The organism is Paenibacillus algorifonticola (assembly GCF_000971975.1).
GTDB lineage: Bacteria > Bacillota > Bacilli > Paenibacillales > Paenibacillaceae > Pristimantibacillus > Pristimantibacillus algorifonticola.
In genome coordinates, this window is the sequence record NZ_LAQO01000037.1 from 1 (window position 1) to 19,231 (window position 19,231).

19 protein-coding genes are annotated in these 19,231 nt (G+C 47.0%); 9 read left to right on the forward strand and 10 right to left on the reverse strand.

All coding sequences use genetic code 11. The features are described 5' to 3' along the window. Nucleotides 1-553: 553 nt before the first annotated feature. Nucleotides 554-787 (forward strand): helix-turn-helix domain-containing protein, encoded by a 234-nt coding sequence (locus WH37_RS27605; RefSeq protein ID WP_046233884.1) that lies wholly within the window; start codon nt 554-556, stop codon nt 785-787. Nucleotides 788-796: 9 nt separating this feature from the next. On the opposite strand, the gene WH37_RS27610 is transcribed toward WH37_RS27605, so the two are convergent. Then, complete coding sequence (locus tag WH37_RS27610) at nt 797-1,870, reverse strand: hypothetical protein (RefSeq protein ID WP_046233885.1); 1,074 nt, start codon at nt 1,868-1,870, stop codon at nt 797-799. A 745-nt stretch (nt 1,871-2,615) separates the two neighbouring features. Here WH37_RS27610 and WH37_RS27615 point away from each other — a divergent pair. The 5 genes from WH37_RS27615 (at nt 2,616) to WH37_RS27635 (ending at nt 7,789) form a co-directional block, all read left to right on the forward strand. Beyond that, a complete protein-coding gene (locus WH37_RS27615; protein WP_046233886.1) occupies nt 2,616-3,182 on the forward strand; it encodes an RNA polymerase sigma factor in 567 nt (188 codons plus the stop codon). Next, the gene (locus WH37_RS27620) at nt 3,154-4,758 is read left to right on the forward strand and encodes a DUF4179 domain-containing protein (protein ID WP_046233887.1); all 1,605 of its coding nucleotides are present in this window, start codon (nt 3,154-3,156) and stop codon (nt 4,756-4,758) included. Before WH37_RS27615 ends, WH37_RS27620 begins: the two co-directional genes overlap by 29 nt. Before the next feature lie 232 nt (nt 4,759-4,990). Further along, nucleotides 4,991-6,139: a glycerate kinase gene (locus tag WH37_RS27625; protein WP_046233888.1), complete on the forward strand. Its 1,149-nt coding sequence runs from the start codon at nt 4,991-4,993 to the stop codon at nt 6,137-6,139. 174 nt (nt 6,140-6,313) lie between these two features. Further along, on the forward strand, nt 6,314-7,240 hold the full coding sequence (locus WH37_RS27630; RefSeq protein ID WP_231594391.1) for a hypothetical protein: 927 nt from the start codon (nt 6,314-6,316) through the stop codon (nt 7,238-7,240). Nucleotides 7,241-7,375: 135 nt separating this feature from the next. Next, nucleotides 7,376-7,789, forward strand: coding sequence for a VOC family protein (locus WH37_RS27635; protein WP_046233890.1), 414 nt, complete (start codon nt 7,376-7,378; stop codon nt 7,787-7,789). A gap of 78 nt (nt 7,790-7,867) precedes the next feature. Here the strand turns inward: WH37_RS27635 and WH37_RS36715 are convergent, their stop codons facing one another. The 5 genes from WH37_RS36715 to WH37_RS27660 form a co-directional block, all read right to left on the reverse strand. After that, nucleotides 7,868-8,344: a hypothetical protein gene (locus WH37_RS36715; protein ID WP_052737258.1), complete on the reverse strand. Its 477-nt coding sequence runs from the start codon at nt 8,342-8,344 to the stop codon at nt 7,868-7,870. Nucleotides 8,345-8,624: 280 nt separating this feature from the next. Beyond that, nucleotides 8,625-9,194 carry a nitroreductase family protein gene (locus WH37_RS27645; RefSeq protein ID WP_046233891.1) on the reverse strand — a complete coding sequence of 190 codons (570 nt, stop codon included), beginning with the start codon at nt 9,192-9,194 and terminating at the stop codon, nt 8,625-8,627. Then, the gene (locus WH37_RS27650; protein WP_052737259.1) at nt 9,194-10,120 is read right to left on the reverse strand and encodes an ABC transporter substrate-binding protein; all 927 of its coding nucleotides are present in this window, start codon (nt 10,118-10,120) and stop codon (nt 9,194-9,196) included. Before WH37_RS27650 ends, WH37_RS27645 begins: the two co-directional genes overlap by 1 nt. Before the next feature lie 113 nt (nt 10,121-10,233). Continuing rightward, on the reverse strand, nt 10,234-11,841 hold the full coding sequence (locus tag WH37_RS27655) for a helix-turn-helix domain-containing protein (protein ID WP_046233892.1): 1,608 nt from the start codon (nt 11,839-11,841) through the stop codon (nt 10,234-10,236). 29 nt (nt 11,842-11,870) lie between these two features. Then, the gene (locus WH37_RS27660; RefSeq protein WP_046233893.1) at nt 11,871-12,668 is read right to left on the reverse strand and encodes an AraC family transcriptional regulator; all 798 of its coding nucleotides are present in this window, start codon (nt 12,666-12,668) and stop codon (nt 11,871-11,873) included. A 181-nt stretch (nt 12,669-12,849) separates the two neighbouring features. Here WH37_RS27660 and WH37_RS27665 point away from each other — a divergent pair, with 181 nt between their 5' ends. The 3 genes from WH37_RS27665 (at nt 12,850) to WH37_RS27675 (ending at nt 16,034) form a co-directional block, all read left to right on the forward strand. Beyond that, on the forward strand, nt 12,850-14,799 hold the full coding sequence (locus tag WH37_RS27665; RefSeq protein WP_046233894.1) for an alpha-L-arabinofuranosidase C-terminal domain-containing protein: 1,950 nt from the start codon (nt 12,850-12,852) through the stop codon (nt 14,797-14,799). A gap of 272 nt (nt 14,800-15,071) precedes the next feature. After that, complete coding sequence (locus tag WH37_RS27670; protein ID WP_052737260.1) at nt 15,072-15,473, forward strand: ribosomal-processing cysteine protease Prp; 402 nt, start codon at nt 15,072-15,074, stop codon at nt 15,471-15,473. Nucleotides 15,474-15,500: 27 nt separating this feature from the next. Beyond that, nucleotides 15,501-16,034 carry an isochorismatase family protein gene (locus tag WH37_RS27675; protein ID WP_046233895.1) on the forward strand — a complete coding sequence of 178 codons (534 nt, stop codon included), beginning with the start codon at nt 15,501-15,503 and terminating at the stop codon, nt 16,032-16,034. Between the two features lie 370 nt (nt 16,035-16,404). Here WH37_RS27675 and WH37_RS34005 read toward each other — a convergent pair whose 3' ends face one another. From WH37_RS34005 to WH37_RS27695, 4 genes are all read right to left on the reverse strand, one after another. Beyond that, the gene (locus WH37_RS34005) at nt 16,405-16,800 is read right to left on the reverse strand and encodes a hypothetical protein (protein WP_052737261.1); all 396 of its coding nucleotides are present in this window, start codon (nt 16,798-16,800) and stop codon (nt 16,405-16,407) included. A 440-nt stretch (nt 16,801-17,240) separates the two neighbouring features. Beyond that, complete coding sequence (locus tag WH37_RS27685) at nt 17,241-17,636, reverse strand: hypothetical protein (protein ID WP_046233896.1); 396 nt, start codon at nt 17,634-17,636, stop codon at nt 17,241-17,243. A 43-nt stretch (nt 17,637-17,679) separates the two neighbouring features. After that, nucleotides 17,680-18,309 (reverse strand): hypothetical protein, encoded by a 630-nt coding sequence (locus tag WH37_RS27690; RefSeq protein WP_052737262.1) that lies wholly within the window; start codon nt 18,307-18,309, stop codon nt 17,680-17,682. Nucleotides 18,310-18,423: 114 nt separating this feature from the next. After that, nucleotides 18,424-19,191, reverse strand: a complete 768-nt coding sequence (locus tag WH37_RS27695) for an MBL fold metallo-hydrolase (RefSeq protein WP_231594392.1) — start codon at nt 19,189-19,191, stop codon at nt 18,424-18,426. Between the last annotated feature and the right edge of the window lie 40 nt (nt 19,192-19,231).

A 19,231-nucleotide genomic window follows, 5' to 3' on the forward strand; every position in this document is an offset into this window, starting at 1 on the left:
ATATGACGCCTGTTCAGTATCGCCAAGAAGCCCTTAAAAAAGTTGTCTGATTTACTGTTGACAATCCAAACTAGTTGGAAAAATACACTGGAGAAATAAAATTAATACTATAAGATAAGAGAGTAGTAGATAAGAGAGAAGCTATCTGAGTCGTTGCGGGGAACTTGTAGAAGAAGTAATACCAGTTTCTCCTGAGATCGAAGAGGCAAGGAATGATGGATTCGCTAAAGAGGTAAATATGATTGGATCAAAACGATTGCCAAATTCATTCATCAAATGTGATGAGGCCTTTGCCGACTTTAGTAAATGATTCCCGGGGAAGGATGTACAGCATCACATCCGTCCAGGGGTCATTATTTATCGATTCTTCTGTTAATGAAAAATAAAATCGATTGTTATTTTGGTCTCAAAGCACCAGAGTGGATAATAATTGTAATCATTACCTCATTCCTCAACGAATGCCGATTCTATATTTGGGGAATTATTCTAAGGTCGGAATCGACAACTGATTCGCTTTTCTGTGAATAGACCAAGCATAGTAGGAGGGGATAAAATGAAATTCGAGCTTGGGCGCTGCTTACTGCTTGAGCGATTAGCGGAAGCCCACATGACCATTGGTCAATTAACTGAGGCGTTGCATTATAAACATGAGCGGATAAACGATTTTATAGAAAATAAAAGAATGATGCCCTTGAAAACGGCTATTTCGATCGCTGATACGATTGGATGTTCGGTAAACAACCTATATGAATTAGTCGCGATAGAACCTCCTCCTAGGGTCGAATAGAAGGCTGATTTAAGCCGTATATCGCCAAGCTGAAATTCCACCCTGCGAATCCAGCTGTAAAAATAGCCGGGCTTTTTCATGATACAAATCGGGACAGAAGGCCTCCTCTGTAGCTACCTGCGCGCTGTTATGCCTGTTCCAGACTGTCATATTCAGACCTTTCCCCCATAAGAACAATAGATCTCCATCCGCTGCTAATTGTCCCTGTGGATGAGGAAAAACATCCTCTATAGGTGAAGTGGTCGCATAGGCTGGAACCCCCCTTAATAAAGTGGAACGTTCACCCGTCAGCACATTAGACAGAATAACAACAGGTAAAACCCCTTCATCTGGCCAATCCTCCTCATCAAGCTGATCGCCATCCACTTGGCCCCAGATCGCCATTGTCTGTGAATCTACCCAAGCGGCGGGCAAATCCCAGTCCAGAAGCACGTCCCAGGGTGAGGATACGGAAGCGCCGTCTTCCGCCTCCCGAGCGTTGTTAAGCCAATCTCGAACATTCCACGAACGAATAACACCAACAGGCTGCCATACCCAGCCCATATCGACAATCCACTGCTGATCCTGCGACACGTAAAGCTTTCCGTGAAAATAATCAAGATAGCCGTCGTCTTCATATTGGGCATTTGGACGCTTGCTTAGAAGCTCCCCTGACTCCACATCAGTTAAGTCCACACGGTTCCACAATGTGCCATGAATGAGCAGCGATCGCCCGTCAATCTCTGCAAAGGCTAACGGAAAGGTACATACCTCTGAATGATAGTCGTCTCGAGACAGCTTCATGATTTGTTGGCGGGCGAGCAAATCATAAACCGCGGCATGACGGCCAAAACGGTTCGAAATCGCTGCATACTGTCCATCTTTACTGACTACAACTTGCAGCGGATGAGAGATATTAAGATCAGGAATATCAATCTGAAGCAGGTTTTCAGCAAGTCCTGTAGTAAGATTCAGCTTCCACAATTCACATGCATGATTCAAGGCAAGAACCGACACATTTTGCTCATCAGGCAATGGATGCATAACAGCGATAGGGCCTGGGGAGACGCTGAGCGCTGGCAAAGAAATAAGATGAAATGGCATATTCCCACCCCTTTCAATAATAGCTCTATTTTAATCTATTTCTATGTATCTTCCAAATACTAGGGTGCGTATGCAAACCGGAGTTGGCCTGCTGCGTCTTGCTTAGCGCTTATTCAAAGCAAATCTCATCTGACGATTCAAGGCTTAAGGAACCGCAGCCTGCGATTGTTGCGATTGTTGCTGAGACCACGCAGCTCGGGACGCTCCCTCCTTTTTTGAAGGACTGAGGTTCCGCTATTCTGGCTTTTGATCCGATTTCAGGCCGTAAGCGGACAGGAAATCCGTTATTGCTCTCATTTTCCCGTCAAAATGGCTTTTGGCAGCGCATTAGCGGCTCCTGAGTCCGCAGCCTGTCCCATAACCCGTGATCTTATTGAAATAGCGGCTGCTGTGTCCACCAAGTTTATCTTTGTGCAGGGAGTAAACATATGAAACGAAGAGCATGAAGCTGCCTTTCGGTACGTAGGTTCACATTCATGAAGCGTGACATTCTCGGTAGGGGAGACAATACGTGGCAATACGTTTGACGCTAAATTCGATCAGGATCTGGCTCGCTTACGTTTGCATACACGCACTAGTCGCCCGAACGGCTATTTCTGAGGCTCTAAGGCCTTTTTTTGCTGAAATGAATGCCAATTCGCGACATTAACATCGAAAACTTTTAAAATCAAGTGAGAGAATAGGTACGGATCAGCAGTCTTAGCAGTAGACATATAAAAGTCGCACCGTAAGAGGAGGGGAGCAAGTGGAGCTGAGAGACGATCATATCATTATCGAAGCCGTGCTGAACGGAAATAAACAAGCGTACGCAGACATCGTTCGGCGCTATCAAAATAAGCTTTATGGACTGTTTCGAAAAATGGGCTCTTCCGAGGCTGACGCCGAGGATTTGACGCAGGAGACGCTGCTCAAAGCCTACCGCAAGCTGGCATCGCATAATCCGGTGCAAAGCTTTGCTGGCTGGCTTTACACAATCGCTGTTAATTTGCAGAAGGACGGCTGGCGACGGAAAAAACCAGAATCCCCCGTACAGGATGAAGGCTGCGAACGCGAGACACCGGAATCAAAGCTGCTGCAAAAAGAGCTGCGCTCTGAGCTGGACCATCTGCTGGAGAAGCTGCCCGAGAATTATCGGCTGGTGCTGGTTCTCCGCTACACGAACCAGCTGAGCCACGAGGAAATCGCCAGCATAACTGGCATGTCGGTACGGCAGGTCACCAACATCGTTCACCGCGCTAAAATTAGACTGCGGAAAATGGTAGAAGCCAAGGAGGGACAACGTTATGACATTTTGGAATCGTACAAAAGCTGAAAAAGCCGATCTTAAAGCGGGGGCTGGAGCAGCGACACCGACACCGACGCCGGAAGATAAAAAAATAGAAACTGTCCTGTTCGAGGACAGGCTCCAGGACGATTTTACCGATAGGGTGATGCTGGAGCTGGAGGGCATCGACATAGAGCCAGCGGAAAATAGCGATCCGCTTGAGCTTGAGCCCAGCGCCTCATCTATTGCCCATCATGTGAAACGACAACACGCGGCCAGAAGGTCATCGAGACGCAAAGCCTGGGGGCTTGCAGCCGCTGCCGTCATGCTCGCGGGAAGCACGCTGCTATACGCACAACCGACACTTGCGGATATGGTGCGGTCGCTTTTCGCCCAGAACAGCTATGTGGATAGCGGCATGAAGCAGGCGCAGGAGGCAGGACTGGTACAGCATCCGGACGCCAGCGCTGAAGATCAGGGATATACGCTTAAGGTCAACGAAGTGATAGCCGATTCGACCCGTCTCATTGTAGGAATCGACATTTATGATGCGAAAGGAAATCCGGTAGCTGGCGAAATTCAATCTACTAATGGGAATTTCATTCTTTTTGATGTAGATAGAGGGCATATTGGAGATATCCCTTATGGAATCATGACGGGAGGCAATACGACTACGAGCCGATTCGAATTTGTTTTTAGACGGCCAGTATTGAAAGACAAGATGCAGCTCGACGCTTACATTAACCAGATCGCCTTGCATCAAGGAACACCGGGTTCGGATGACTTTTCGTCTAAGACGGTCAAGGGTCGATGGACGCTGCGGGTCGATGTCGATTTGAGCAAGGCGAAAGCCCAGACGCTGTTCACCCCTATCGGCATTTCTTATGAGACGCCAAGCGGCATTCGGATTCAGATGCAAGGAGCAACCCGTACGCCGAGCGGAGGCTCGCTTGAATTTACGACGTCGCTGACGCCGGAGGCGGCGAGCAGGGCATTAAACGGTCAAAGCGGGTTTAATCTGTTAAACTACCATCTGGAGGATGAACAAGGCAATGTGCTTGAGAAGAGCCCGAGCATGACGGAAATGGAATTTTCAAGTCGTCGCTACGAGTTTGACCGATGGAGCGGGCTGACGAAATGGTTTTACCAATTCGATGATTTTGCCTATGACAAGCAGCAGATTCGGTTTGTGCTGGACAGCTATATGATCCGGGAAAAAAGCGAGGCCTCGATCATTTTTGACCCGTCTAAAGTTTCGCCCGAAAATCCTGTCCTATTCGAAGACGCTGGCGATTCATTGCTGCTCAAAGGATTGACGGTCAACTCAAATGGGGTAGGAAAAATTTCAATTGGCGGCACGTTCAGCAATCCCAACTTCGCGTCGGATACTTGGATCGCCGTTGATGAGAATGGCAAGGAATACCGCATGTCGGTTGGCGGGGGATATAGCCCTGAAAATCCGAATTTGGACGATGGGGCTGATCTTGGATTCGTGATGTTTGGCATGAACAGCATGCCGAAAGAGCTGACGATCAAACGCACCGTCATCAATCGCGAGTATAAGGATGCCGATTGGTCGTTCGTCATTCCGTCCAGCGGAATGAACGGCGTTATCCCGCAATAAGCAAGCGGGTATCCCGGTGATGGCAATGGTACTGATGTCTGGGAGAATCAAGAAACCTTAAGAGAGATAGCTCGCCAGCACCTATAATGAAAGCATGTTCAACAAGCGCATGGGGGCAATGGACGATGGAAACTTTATCAATTAGCTGGATTGGTGCCCTAGCGGGGCTGGCTATCGTAGCTACTTTGCTTTACGGTTTTCTCCTTTAATAACGAGGATGGGGTGAGAGGAAATGAAAGAAACGATATTTGTGCTGGCACCAGATTCATTCAAGGAAAGCATGACAGCAAAAGAAGTCTGTATCGCGATGGAAAAAGGGTTGCGGAAAATCTATCCGGCAGCAGGTTATATTCATGTACCGATGGCCGACGGAGGGGAAGGAACGGTGCAATCCCTTGTGGATGCTTCAGGCGGTACGATACATCATAAAGAAGTAAGCGGGCCGCTTGGTCAGACCGTAACGGCAACGTATGGCATTCTCGGCGATGGGACCACGGCGGTTATCGAGATGGCATCGGCCAGTGGCATTCACTTGGTGACGAAGCAAACGAGAAATCCGCTTTGCACCACTACCTACGGGACGGGCGAGCTGATTCGCGCTTGCTTGGATCAGGGCATTCGCAAAATCATTATTGGGATCGGCGGGAGCGCGACCAACGATGGGGGCACAGGCATGGCTGAAGCGCTTGGTGCAAAATTTCTTGATGCGCAGGGACATGCGCTTTCGCGTGGAGGCGGAGCTCTTGGCCACTTGGCCCGTATCGATGTGTCGAAGCTGGACGAGCGTTTGCAGGAGGTGCAATTTATTGTCGCCTGTGATGTGACGAATCCTTTATGCGGGGAGCATGGCGCTTCGCAGGTATTTGGTCCGCAGAAGGGAGCGACCCCGGAAATGGTGGAGCGGCTGGACGCGAACCTGTCCCATTATGCAGATGTCGTTAAGCAGCAATTGCATAAGGATGTGCGGGACATACCGGGCGCAGGCGCAGCCGGAGGGCTCGGCGCAGGCTTGTTGATTTTCACGCAGGCGGTTTTGCGCAAGGGTATTGAAATTGTAATTGAATATTCGGGACTGCGAGACAAGCTGGCTGAGGCGGATGTCGTATTTACGGGTGAAGGCGGCATCGACTTTCAGACGAAATTTGGCAAAACCCCATACGGTGTAGCTCAGGCAGCCAAGGAAGCGGGCAAGCCGGTCATAGCAATCGCTGGATTCATTGGCGAAGGGATCGATACATTATACGCCGAAGGCATTGATGCTGTATTCGGCATCGTTCCAGGGGCATCCGATTTGGAGAAGCTTCTGAAGGAAGGGCCAGATAACGTGGAGCGTACTACCGAGAACATTGCGAGGGTGCTGAAATTGGGACGGATTACTTAAAGGGAAAACCGCTTGAGAACTTACGACTCTAAATCAAGACAGGTAAGCGGCCACAAGCATACCTTTCGTATCCTTCGCTATACTTCCACCCTGTTCAGGAGTACCGAGCTCAGACATAATTCAGTTATTGAATACAGACGGTGCTTTTGATTATAACGATGGGGAGGAATGGATATGTTTGATAAAAAGGTGACGCTGCGGCCTTATGCTGATATGTCAGCGCATATGGAGGGTTTTGAGGTGGTTTCGGCCCAGCTTGGCGGGGATGGATGCGTGTACGTGCTGCTGGTTAACCACATCCCGAAACGGAAACGAGGCATGTACGTCCCATCAGCACTGAAGGAACCGTATACCTACAAGGTACTGGTCATAGAAGATAACTATATGGAACCAGTGCTGATTGAGGGCCAGCATTTCAATTATCATTATGTGCAGCCCCTTCGGAATCAACTGCTGTTGGTCGGTGCGCGCTGCGCTTATTATGGTGTAGGCAAATATGATTTGAACGCCAAAGTGTGTGACTATAAAGGCGAGACCGTTCGCGAGTTTATGCTGGGAGACGGCATTCAGAGCGTGCAGGTAACGGAGAAAGGCACCATTTGGACCAGTTATTTCGACGAAGGCGTTTTCGGGAACAACGGGTGGAATAATCCTATCGGAGCGCGGGGTCTCCTAGCTTGGGATGAGCATGGCAACAAAATATATGAAGACCACAAGTCAGATATCGCCGATTGTTATGCGCTGAATGTGGTGAATGAGCAGGAGGTCTGGTTCTATTTTTACACGGACTTTCTGTTAGGCCGTATTTCAGGCGGACCCGAGCAGGCTAAGGTCACCTATATGAATCCGCATATTTCCGGCTCTGCCGGGTTTTGTACGGATGGTTACCACTTTTTGTTCGACGGCGGTTATGGCAAACATGAAACCTTTATTTTGAAGAAAAATGAAAAACCAGATAGCTTGAGTGCAGGGCACAAGATCCATTTTTTGAATGAGCAGGGGGAGCTGCTTAAACCGCATACCCGGGATTTTCGAGAAAACCGCGTGCTGTTTAGTGAAGGCAGCTACTTGTATCAAGTGGCGATCGAAGAATTGGTTTAGTTCATTTATGCATGGTCTTTCAAATGCTGCGGCTGTTCCATATAGACTTAGGAGAAGGAATGCATGTATAATAATTGTGGAATTTGTAAATTTAAACAGAACATGCAGGGCAAAGCGTGTAGGGGAGCTGCCAGAATGAAAGTGCAATTAGAAGGCATTACCGTATTATCGAATGATGTATCCCGTCTGGCCAGTTTTTATCGAGAAGTGCTCGGATTTAAAACGGTTGTGGAAGAAGGGCATTATGCAGAGTTTGAAAATAGCGGTGTTCGTTTGGCGATATGCTCCAAACCGTTAATGGCGGATAACACGAACGACCATCCTTCTTTTACAGAGGAGCATAAGGGGCAGGCGTTTGAGCTTAATTTTCAATGTCCTTCTCCAGAAGAGGTTTATGCTCTTTATGATGAGTTTGTCTCTAAAGGAGCTACAGCGATTACGGCGCCTCAATTAAAGGCTTGGGGGCATACGACGGGCTTCTTCGCTGATCCTGAAGGCAATATTCATTCGATATTTGCGATCAATCCCATTGAAGCTGGTCCACAGTAGAATCAAAAGAACAGACAGCCTGCATCTCACATTTTGAATGAGTGCAGGCTGCCTGTTCTTTTTTTAAGCTCGTTAGTTTTAGTCGAGTCCTGCCTGTGCCTTGGATAGCAGCTTTCCTTTATTAAAAGAGAGCACCGCATTAGCCCCTGTATCCCCAGCGCCGTAATAGGAGTAGACGACCATATCTGCGGTTTCGCTCAAAGCTCGGCCGTTGCCGCCAACAATTTCAGTTACTTCCTTATAGGTCATGCCAATTTCTATTTGCTGATACTGATCAAAGGTAATCCGTACGTCATCGCCTTTGTCAGCGGGGCCATTATCGCTTGGTGCAGACGCATCGACACTGCCGCCAGCTTGATTAATGGCTACAACCGTTGATTTGAGCTCTTCCAGCTCTTGTTCCTTAGCGGCAAGCTGCTGTTCCAGCCCCGCAACCCGTTCCTGCAAGCTGTCAAAATCCGCTTGTGTAGGTCCCGAAGAACCACATGCCGAAAGAGCAAGCAGCGACAATATAAGGGCCGCTCCGCCTAACCATCGTCTACCGTACTTTTTCATAGAGAAAAACCCCCTTTTTAAGATGAGCTCGCTTTTATACAGCAATCAACGGTTTCTGGAAAGAAAAAACAATACCGCCATCCAGTTTACCACAGCAAATACCGGCTGTAACTGAGGCTTTGGCTCTGGTCCTAATTTCTTAGTATGGTATGAGCTGATGTTAACAAAGGCGAGCCAAGCTGCGGCCTATAAAAAAATGCTGCTAGATGCAGAGAGGATCTAGCGATCCTTTCTGCATCTAGCGGCTGCTGGCGAATTGCAAACGGGTGTATAGATTTCTCTAATCTGAACCGTCATGCCAGGTGATTAGGTCCTCTGCCGATTTTCTTCTTCTTGCTTTAGGGATTTTATCCTCGTTGATATAGCCCATGTGCAAGGTGCCAACAAGCTTCTCATCCGATTGAATGCCAACGCTGCGCTGAAAATCGGCTTCCCGATTGTATTCATTCGTCTTCCACACAAAGCCAATCCGCTGCTCCCAGGCAAGCAGCTGCAAATTTTGAATCAAGGTAGCGGCTGCAAGCAGCGCCTCTTCCCGTCTGACTTCGGATTTATCCTGTTTAATAACGACGAGCAAATGGACAGGAGTCTCCAAGCAATATTCCTTCATCACGCCTTCGCCAAAACGTGCCAGCTCATCCTCTGTGTAAGTAGCTAGGACAGCATCGGCAAACTGGCGACGATCCTCATTCATAAAAATAATAAACCGCCAGGGCTCCACACTTGAATGGTAGGGTGCCCAGACCGCTGCATTCAGCAATCCCAACAACGTTTGTTTCGACAAGGGCTGATCCGTAAACGACTTAATCGTTCGACGTTCCCGAATGACACGCTCAATAGAATGGCTCATTATTCAGTTCCATTATGCTGTTTAATCGTCTCGACAATTTCATTCACGGCGTTCAATGTAGCTACTGGGGAGAAGCTGAAGTTCATCCAGTCCTTATCTCCGACAAGATAGACATGGTTCTCCTTCACAGCTTTAAGGCCCTTCCATACCGCATTGGTTTTCATATCTTCATATATTTTTTGTGCGCTCGCCGCATCATCTCCAGCCTCTACCTGAAGGATAATATGATCAGGATTAAACTCTGGCAGCATTTCCAGCGAAATGGCGATGCTCTCCTCGTCCTTAGGGAAAGCGGCTACTGAATTCAGTCCCAATTCGCCATGTATCACTTTGCCGCGGCTCGCTAGAGGTCCCATGACGTAGCTGTCTTTGCCAATAATTCGCATATACATGAACGTTTCTGATCCGACTAGGGGCTTCAGGCTTTCATTTGCTATTTTGATTTGCTCCTCATAATCCGCAATAACCTGCTCGGCCTGCTCCTTCTTGCCAAGTGCATCCCCCATATCTCGCAATTCGTCGCGCCAATTGTCACGATCAGGGAGCAAGACCGTTTCTGCGATTTTAGCCAATTGATCAACATTTTTCGCGTCCCGCCAATTTGCTCCGATAATTAGATCAGGCTCTGCCGCCAAAATACCCTCCAGGTTAAGAACGCCGCCCAGCTTTGGCACAGCATCGAATGCCCCGTTTAAATAGCTTGGAAATTCGGCATTTGCATTTTCAGCAGCTACCGGAATGACGCCTAGCGAATATAAAAAATCTGGATATGTTACCGTAGTCGCCACTACCCGAAGCGTTTTCTCGGCTGCATCGGTCTGCGCAACTGGATTATTTAATGTGTTATCCTCCTTAGCTCCACAAGCAGCAACAAGCAGCAGTGATAGCGCGATAGCTGCAAACCCCCATTTTCGTGCGCGTTTCATTTCTCCATCCCTCTCAAATGTAATAATAATTCTCATTCTCATTATAGGATGTGTCCACCAAATAGGAATGGAGAAAAGGGAAGCGGACGTGGATTTTCGCGCATTTCCCTATGTCAGCGGACTACGCCGCGCTCGAACATTTGCAGCATATGCTGCATGGCAAATCCAGTGGACAAGGGAGAAAAGGAGAAGTTATACCATTCTCGATGCCCCACTGTATATATCCGACTTGTAGGGGATTTCATTAATTTTCTCCATCCGGGCTGCTGCAATAAAGCTTCCCGGCTGCTGTCAGCCTGCTCACCTGTTTGCAAAATGATGTGATCAGCTCCCAGCCCAGCTAACTGTTCGACCGACAGGATTTTTCCGTCGATATGCAGCAGCGACTTTTCAGGTGGAATCAAACCAAGCTCGGTATACAGTATTTTCCCTCTCGATGATTGATTGCCAAACACGATGAGGCCCTCCTGAGTCATACGCGCATAAGCGACCGTTTCATTAGTTGTCAGCAGCTTAAGCTGTTCTCGAACCTCATCCCGCTTGTCATCATACCAGCGAATGAAACGATGGGCTTGCTTCTTTTTATCCAAAATCTCGCCCACATCTGTCAGCTCATCCCGCCAATCATTATGGCTTGGCAGCAGGAAGGTAGGGGCAATTCGGCTTAGAGCATCATAGTTTTCATAATCCTTCCATTCCGCAGCCAATATGACATCTGGCTTGAACGGTTTGAAATATTCAGGATCGAAGTGATGGCTGTTATTCAGCTTGGGTACCTGCTTGAACGCCTCCAGCAAATAACTGGGGAACTCCTGATCCGGAGAAAAGGCAGCAATAGGTATGGTCCCAAGCAGGTACATCAATTCGGGATGAGTGACCGTCGTCCCCAGAATACGCCGATTATGCAAATAAAAACGGGGAGATACACCAACCTTTTGCTTAAACCTTCTACTAAAATAATGCTCATCCTCAAAGCCGACTTTACGGGCGATGGCGTACAAGCTTTCTTTGGACATCGTGAGCAATTCCTTGGCTTTATCGATGCGCAGTCTGATTAAATAATCGCTTGGATTTTCACCTGTTATTTCCTTAAACAACGTTGTATACCAACGTCTGCTGAGCTGCGCGATGCCCGCCAAATCTTCAATTGTAATGGCTTCATCGTAATGAAGCTTTAAATATTCGATCGTGCTCTCGACGGCATGGCGAGGGTCAACATCGGTTCGCGAAGCATGGGATTCCATCAACAGATAGATAAGCTTCTGAAATAGAAACTGATTTTCAAGCTGCTTCTGCATGCCTATGAAAGGGGAAGGCTCTTGAAGCTTCTGCACCATAGCTCGGAGCGAACGAGGGGTATGCGACACGGTCTCATATTGAAAATAAGAAAATGTCTTGACGGACGCCGCTGAAAGTTTATTTTCTGCACGACTGAGCTGAACAACTTCACAGGCAACGATGCTGATGTTCAATAAATGACTGCCTTGATTCGTTATCTGCAACGAATGCCCTGGCTTTATTATGAAATGAGAATCGGATGGCAAAATAGGCTGACTGTGCTTACGATCTACTTGGGCTTTCGCTGTACCGCCTAGCACAAATAACAGCTGATGCTCGTTTTTCGGTGGAATAAGGACTAGCCCCTCTACAGGGACAGCATGCTTTGCTGCATTTGTCATCGTCACGAACAGATCCTGGAACGGAACATTTTTGCCAGACATGTGGGCGCCTCCTTGCTAGTAATAAAAGCTTATGTTCTGCTTCCTGTTAACTGAATCGCTTCTCTATATTGGCTGGGCGTTCGTTTCATATGCTGCTTGAACTGTCTCATAAAATGAATCTCGTTATTATATCCGCTCATCTCCGCAATTTTCTTAACGGAAATATCCGTCGTTGAAAGCAAATATTTCGCATGCTCGATTCGGCTCAGAATCAGGTCTGTAATTGGGCTAACGCCAAAAAAATCCTTATACAAGTGCTGGAAACAAGATTTGCTCATCGTCAGCTCATGAGAGAGTCCGGCTATCGTCCACGGGAGAAAAGGCTGATTGTACATTTTAGTGCGGACAATCGGCATTTTATTGTAGTGTGTGCTGCTGATTTCCTTGTTGGAAACATGAATCTTATTGCTTAGCTTAATAAAAAACAGCTTCAAATATAATTGAATCGTTTCTGACCTGAAACGGTTGGAGGAATAGTTTTCGTAGCACAAATGGTTAATCATCATCGACAGCTCATTCATGTCGCCAATGCGGATAATCTGATTTTGGGGAATGTCCAGCTCAGCGAGCAGAGCTTCATCGCCATCCTGCAGCTTGAAGTGAAACCAGTCATTCGTAAACTGCGCTCCGCATGCCCGGTACATTTGTGGCTCGTCCTCGCTGTAAAGGATGAAGGAATCGGGTTCAGTTCGTATTTCGGAGCCATTTAAGGTAAAAAATGCAGGCGTTTTCAAAAGCAGCAGCATATAGTCGCCAGATCCTTGCGGCCTGTTAATAATAAAATCGCTGTCGTGGCTGTGATTAAAGCCGATATTTCCAATATTCATAAGCTCCTCCATCGGTACGGGGTATGCCCATTGTATATTCCGCGCGCAGCGTTGTAAATACAATTTGCACAATAGGTTAGTAGATGCGCATGATGTGTAATTGAATGTCCCTGCCCTTCTAAATTATGCTGAATATATAAAATTCAACGTTCAGCGTGACGTGGCAAAGAGAGGGATAAATATGAAAATAAATATAACAAATCAACGTGGCCCTGCTATCGAGAAGGGCATGATCGGGCTGTTTTTTGAAGATATCAATTACGGGCTGGACGGTGGCCTTCATGCTGAAATGATCGAAAACCGTTCCTTCGAGTTTTTAGAAACAACGGGTCACAAAGGCAGCGTCCAAGAGACGTACGCCGGACTTTATGGCTGGAGCGCATTTCCGCAAGCTGCAAGCGGCGCTATTTTGAATATCGAAACAAACAAACCGCAAAATACGACAAACCCGCACTACCTGGCGTTTACCGCGACGGATAGCCAGAAGGCGTTCACGAATAAAGCGTATGATGGTGTTTGTTTGAAAAAGGATGCGGTCTATTACGTTTCTTTCTACGCACGGGCGGAAAATTATTCGGGTGGCATTGAAGTGTTTGTAGAGAAAAATGACAAGATCATGGCTTTCGCGGAGGTCACTTCATCCGTCAAAGGCGAGTGGATTCAATATAAAGCGGAATTACGCGCTAGCGAGGCCGTTTCCTATGGTGCTTTTGTCATCCAACTGAACGAGCCGGGTACCGTTTGCTTTGATTTTATTTCCATGCTTCCTGCGGATGCGGTGCTAGGACTGTTCCGCAAAGATTTGGTGGAGCTGTTGAAGGATATGAAGCCGGGATTTTTGCGGTTCCCTGGAGGCTGCGTCGTAGAGGGCTATTCTCTGGACAACCGTTACCAATGGAAGCATAGCATAGGAAAAGCGGAAGAGAGGAAACCAAACACCAACCGCTGGGCGCTGCACGGAAATCATGAAGAGAACCAGTTTACGAGCCCATACAGCCACTATAATCAGACGCTTGGAATCGGGTATTACGAGTATTTTCTGCTATGCGAATATTTGGGGGCGAAGGCGATCCCGGTCTTGAATGTTGGACTCGCCTGTCAGTATCAGTCCGATGAACTCGTATGCGTTGATACGCCAGCTTTTCAAGAATATATTGACGATGCTCTGGATCTGATCGAGTTCGCTAATGGGCCAGCAGATTCGCCATGGGGACTTATTCGTGCGCAAATGGGGCATCCGAAGCCTTTCGGGCTAGAGATGATTGGTCTCGGGAATGAGCAGTGGGAAACGGAGCATGTCGATTTTTATAAGCGGTCTGATCTATTCCAGCAAGCTATTCATCGTCAATATCCAGCGATGAAGCTCATCGGCTCTGCCGGCCCGGATATTTCCTCTGAAAACTATGAAAATGCGTGGAAATACTATAAAGACAGAGCAGCGAAAAACCCGGATTTTGTGTATGCGGTAGACGAGCATTATTACGTGAAGCCGGAATGGCTGTGCGAAAACGTCCATTTCTATGACAAGTACCCAAGAAACATCAAGGTATTTGCTGGCGAATATGCGGCTCACCATGGCAATGGCATGAACTCGCCCCATTTTAACAACTGGAGTGCCGCTTTGGGGGAGGCGGCCTTTATGACAGGACTGGAGCGGAATGCTGATGTAGTTGTACTTGCTTCTTATGCGCCGCTGTTCGCAAGATTGGGCTATTCCCAGTGGTCACCCGATATGATTTGGCTCGATGGCGAGCATTCCTATGGAAGTCCTAGCTACTATGTGCAAAAAATGTACAGCACGCTGATGGGAAGCGAGCTGTTGAAGGTCATTTGCGATGAAGAAGTGATTCCGTTCACCGTCTCTTATGATGAAGAAGAAGGCGTGATCTTCGTGAAGCTGGTCAATACGCTCGACCGTGCGGTTCGAGTAGAGTTGAAAACCGAATTCCCGCTAGCCGAAGAAGCGGAGGTTTATATTATGCAAGGAGGCGAAGACGACGTCAACTCCATCGAGCTTCCGCTTAGCGTAGCCCCGCAAAGACATGAAATCAAGGTGGCCAGCACGATGGAATATGAAGTTAATGCGAAGTCATTTCATGTCATTAAGATGTTTTGCAAGGATGGGAAATAGGGAAAGCTTGAACGGTGCAATAGGAGTTACGGCAGTGAGTTGAACAGGTAGGGCCCAGCAGGGACCAGCCGAGCGGTGGAATGGAAGTATCCGTTGCTGGGGCTGGTCTTTTTTTCGGCGAGGGGAAATGGGCTTAACGTCTGTCTTAGCTTCAAATCAGCTATACGTAGGTTAAATAGCATGCTATAGTCAAATTTAAGCAGTAGCAGGGGGATTATCCCATTTTCAATAGCGGATTTAGCATTCTTGAACCGACCGAGGAGATGGTTTTCATGGAGCAGGATGATATCAACATAAGAATGGATAGACAAAGAGACATTTTAGCGGAGGAACATAGAGATCCTTTCGTCATTACTTTTTTCACCTTTGCCAATGAAGATATTTATGGTTTTGTTGCTAAGGGCAGCACGGGATTTTCCAAATATGGCTTAGACATTATTGCTGCGGCCGTATCCACGCTTACGATTAATGCCGTTAATTCCATCAATCAATTTACAGATGACAGTCCTGAGGTAGACATGGGCAGGAACTATATGAAATGCATCATTCATGAAAAAGTCAGCAGAGATTCGCAAATTTTATTGCGATCACTCCGGCTAGGCATGGAAGACATTCAGCGTTCATATGGCGAGCAATATTTGATTATTGAGGAAATAAGGATGGAGAAAAGTTGAAGTGAAATAGATAGGGAGGAAATTCAGATGAAACAAGCATTAATCATTATCGATGTGCAGGAGGCTTTTTTTAACTTGCCGGAAAATTACTTATATCAAAAAGAGGACTTGGTGCTCCGCATCAACCAATGGATTGCGGCTGCTCGTAGTGCAGAGGTTCCAGTGATTTTTATCCAGCATACGGATTATGACAATATAAACGATGAATTTTACGTAGATTCACCAGATTGGCAGCTTTATCACGGACTGGACATCAGGGCCGAAGATGTAGTTTCGCGAAAGACGACATGGGATTCGTTCCACGAGACCGAATTGGCTGTTGTATTGGAGGGTAAATCGATTGACCAGCTTATTTTTGCCGGAGCACAAACCGAATTTTGTTTGGATACAACGATTCGAGCCGCGTACAGCCGTGGCTATAAGTCTAATATTTTGGCGAAAAATAGCCATAGCACACTTGCGAACGCTGTGCTGACCGCTCCTCAAATTATTGAGCATCACGAGCACATATGGAATGGAAGGTTTGTCACGATTCGCGAATTAGATGAGCATATATTTTAACCCTAGACCACGCAGCACGGGAAGTTCGCTCCTTTTTGGAGGACTGAGGTTCCGCTATTTTGGCTTTTTCTACGAGTTCAGGCCGTAAGCGGACAGGAAAGCCGTTATCGCTCTCATTATCACGTCAAAATGGTCATTTACAGCGAAATAGCGGCTCCTGAGTCCGCAGCTTGTGCCTTAACCCGTGATCCTGTTAATATAGCGGCTTCTGAGTCCGCCAAGTCTATCTTTGTGCAGGGAGGGAGTAAGACCTAAAACAAAAAAAAGATAGAGCCGCCTTTCGGTATGTATGTTCACATTCATGAGGGCTGACATTCTCGTTAGTAGAGGCCATAGATTTGATGCTAAATTCGATCTGACTCTGGCTCGTTTACGTTTGCTCAGACGCACTCGATTGTATTCGATCTATCTCATATCCCATCTCCTGCATAGCGGCAAGTCCGTCCTTGATGACAATCGTCTTTGACCCGTTCCACCCGCAGCTTAATCCATATAAGATCCACTCTCGAACTCGTTTGGGATGATTGAGATTGTAAGCTTCTTTAGGCATGCTGTGCTTATCATTAGCCAATATAAATCCTGAATTCAGCGGACACCCAATGATAGGATCATCCCATGTACGTATAAGGATTTGAAAAGGATGGATTTTTGATTCCTTTAGAAAAATTTTCAGTTCGTGCAAGCATGTCTGGTTTTCCACCCTCATAGACAGCGTGTATTTATAGTCTACTCCGTCGATTGATATATCGCGCAGCTTGTTCTTCATTTTATCACCTGCTCAAGAAAGTTTTATTAAACATCGTATATCTATTCTAATTATTTGAATTGGAGCGTACATGGACGATGGGGGAGAAGCTGGGAAGGCTGCAGGCGACAGGACTGTTCTATCAGTTTATCCATAAGCTGCTGTGGCAGTTGAAGTCCGAGGAGAAAAGTTTTGAAAAAGCTGATTTTGTAACGAGCGAGATTCGTTATTTGCTTGACCATTATCAGGCTGGCATCAGATACGCTTGTGCGAACGACAAGCTTTGCGATGGGTATACCGGCTGGCGTTATCGTCACAATCGTAAGTGTGCCTTATTTCTTGTATTTATTGATGAGATCGTCTTAGTGGAGATTGGGGAAGGGGTATTAGGCTCATTTTTACAATTCCGGCCCTCCAGCCTCATCAACGGGCGTATCCAACAATTAAATCGATCAAGTCTTTTACAAGTTGCCGTAAACGACAATTTCATCAGCCTGCTCCAGCACCTCGCGAACCCAAGCGGTGAAAGAATGGATGAAGGCAAGCTGGTCCGGGTCTTCTACAGATAGGGCATCAAGCTCCTGCACAACCTGTTCCCAGACCGCTTTCGGAATCGGGTTATCCCAGCAGGGGTCGAAAGCTGCATAAACCTCACCTGTGCGTATATCGGCAAGCGGGTATTTTTGCTGAATATATGGCAGCATATCGCTGAAATCTTCATCATAAATAAAAATTCGATTATTTCCTGCAGCTGCATCCTCATAACGGATGGGGCTAAAGGAATAGCCGATGCCATTTTTAGGCCCTATGTAACGATATTTCATGGTGCGGATCGTTTCCGCCTTCTTATTGCTCATGGCTCCTTCGGCCCCCATATCCTAGATTTTATAGATTTCCCGCTTATTTGCCGCTCATTTCATTTAAAGCATCCGGATAAATAATCGTGTCAAAAATAGTTCCCGTACTCTCATCCTGAATGTTAATGGTGACCTTGAGCTCTTCGGTAGATACGCCAGCAAGTGCTTGATAGGACATAGCCGCTGCTCCAATACCTAAATTCGCCATAGCATCGAAGCTGCTTTCGTAAGCTTTTTGATCCACAATGAAGGTGAACTCTGAGAAAGCTTTGTTATGCTCGACATCCTTAATAGATGCGAAATCGTTTCCGCTTTTTAGATCCTCTACCGTTTGCAGCATGCCTTCTTCCGCCTTCTTCATTAATTCCTTATGAGCGGCTTTCGACATTTTATAAGTGACGGAACCGTCCGCATTTTTAGTGATTTCGTCAATGCCACTCTTTTTCGCATCAGCCGTTATACTGTCCATATCCTGGTCTTTGAACATGGAAGCGGGCAGCGTAATTTCGGTTTGAAGCAGCCCTTTATCGACCTCGATGGATTTTGTTTGCTGGTTTGTGTCCGCGACTTCCGCAGCTTCAGCTTGTTGATTAGTTGTAGATGCTTGGGAACATCCGGCAAGTGATAAACACACGATTAGTGCAGTAGCTCCCCAAAGGTTTATTTTCTTCAAAAAAGGTACCCCCACTTTTACTTGATTATTGTAAATCCTTGGTATTATACCACGAAGCTGAAGTAGAGAAGAGTACTAATAGATTTACGCGAGCTGTGTTAAGCGTATGCAAGGCTAGAAAGCAATAACCTCACCATCCTCAGGAATAATAGCGGCATTTTCCAAACTTCGCTCTTTCAGGAATGTTCTAAGCTGTTGACGCTTGAGTGTGCAATGGCTAATGGCATCCATATGGACAGCGACGATCCTCGTAGCAGGCGAAACCTCCCTAATACGAAGGATATCCTCCGCCGTCATCGTAATAATCGTCCCAAATAGCAGCTGTGCGCGTGCGGTATGCAAAATCGCAATGTCCGGCTGGTTCTCCCTAAATGTCTCTTCAATCGCTGGCGCATAGACGCAATCACTGACCAAATAAATAGAACCATCCGCTGCTGTGCTTAGGATGAACCCGGATACAGGGCCGAGCAGCTTGGTGAAAATACCTTGGGCATGCTGCCCTTTAATTCGTTTCAGCTGAATGCCGCACCATTCAAACGAGTTTTGAATGGCTTGTACGTTGAGGAAGCCGGCAGCTCGTAAGAAAGCCTGATCTTCAGGCTGGCAAAAGACGGGGGTACGCTTGTTTAGCACCGAGATCGCTTTTTTATCCATATGATCAAAATGTCGATGGGTTAGCAGTATCGCATCCATGTCCTCAAAAAATGGAAGGGGAACAGGCAGCGGGGTTAGCGGATTTCTGCGAAATGTCCGTGTGAAAGGAACAGGCGGAAGCTCGCCAACGTCGCTTAACATCGGATCAATAAGTATTTTTTTACCGTTTATCGTGATGACCAATGTGGCGTGGCGAATATGTTGGATTGAAATTGTGATAAGAAGCACCTCCGTTTAGTACCGATCGGTCTGTTTTTAAATTAACATA

Excerpts from the sequence above, each read along its gene's own strand:
- WH37_RS27675 (WP_046233895.1), top strand. The coding sequence starts at position 15,501 with ATGAAACAAGCATTAATCATTATCGATGTGCAGGAGGCTTTTTTTAAC.
- WH37_RS27655 (WP_046233892.1), bottom strand. The coding sequence starts at position 11,841 with ATGTCTGGCAAAAATGTTCCGTTCCAGGATCTGTTCGTGACGATGACA.
- WH37_RS27605 (WP_046233884.1), top strand. The coding sequence starts at position 554 with ATGAAATTCGAGCTTGGGCGCTGCTTACTGCTTGAGCGATTAGCGGAA.
- WH37_RS27625 (WP_046233888.1), top strand. The coding sequence starts at position 4,991 with ATGAAAGAAACGATATTTGTGCTGGCACCAGATTCATTCAAGGAAAGC.
- WH37_RS27630 (WP_231594391.1), top strand. The coding sequence starts at position 6,314 with ATGTTTGATAAAAAGGTGACGCTGCGGCCTTATGCTGATATGTCAGCG.
- WH37_RS27665 (WP_046233894.1), top strand. The coding sequence starts at position 12,850 with ATGAAAATAAATATAACAAATCAACGTGGCCCTGCTATCGAGAAGGGC.
- WH37_RS27635 (WP_046233890.1), top strand. The coding sequence starts at position 7,376 with ATGAAAGTGCAATTAGAAGGCATTACCGTATTATCGAATGATGTATCC.
- WH37_RS27645 (WP_046233891.1), bottom strand. The coding sequence starts at position 9,194 with ATGAGCCATTCTATTGAGCGTGTCATTCGGGAACGTCGAACGATTAAG.
- WH37_RS27670 (WP_052737260.1), top strand. The coding sequence starts at position 15,072 with ATGGAGCAGGATGATATCAACATAAGAATGGATAGACAAAGAGACATT.
- WH37_RS27660 (WP_046233893.1), bottom strand. The coding sequence starts at position 12,668 with ATGAATATTGGAAATATCGGCTTTAATCACAGCCACGACAGCGATTTT.
- WH37_RS34005 (WP_052737261.1), bottom strand. The coding sequence starts at position 16,800 with ATGAAGAACAAGCTGCGCGATATATCAATCGACGGAGTAGACTATAAA.
- WH37_RS27685 (WP_046233896.1), bottom strand. The coding sequence starts at position 17,636 with ATGAGCAATAAGAAGGCGGAAACGATCCGCACCATGAAATATCGTTAC.
- WH37_RS27650 (WP_052737259.1), bottom strand. The coding sequence starts at position 10,120 with ATGAAACGCGCACGAAAATGGGGGTTTGCAGCTATCGCGCTATCACTG.
- WH37_RS27620 (WP_046233887.1), top strand. The coding sequence starts at position 3,154 with ATGACATTTTGGAATCGTACAAAAGCTGAAAAAGCCGATCTTAAAGCG.
- WH37_RS36715 (WP_052737258.1), bottom strand. The coding sequence starts at position 8,344 with ATGAAAAAGTACGGTAGACGATGGTTAGGCGGAGCGGCCCTTATATTG.
- WH37_RS27610 (WP_046233885.1), bottom strand. The coding sequence starts at position 1,870 with ATGCCATTTCATCTTATTTCTTTGCCAGCGCTCAGCGTCTCCCCAGGC.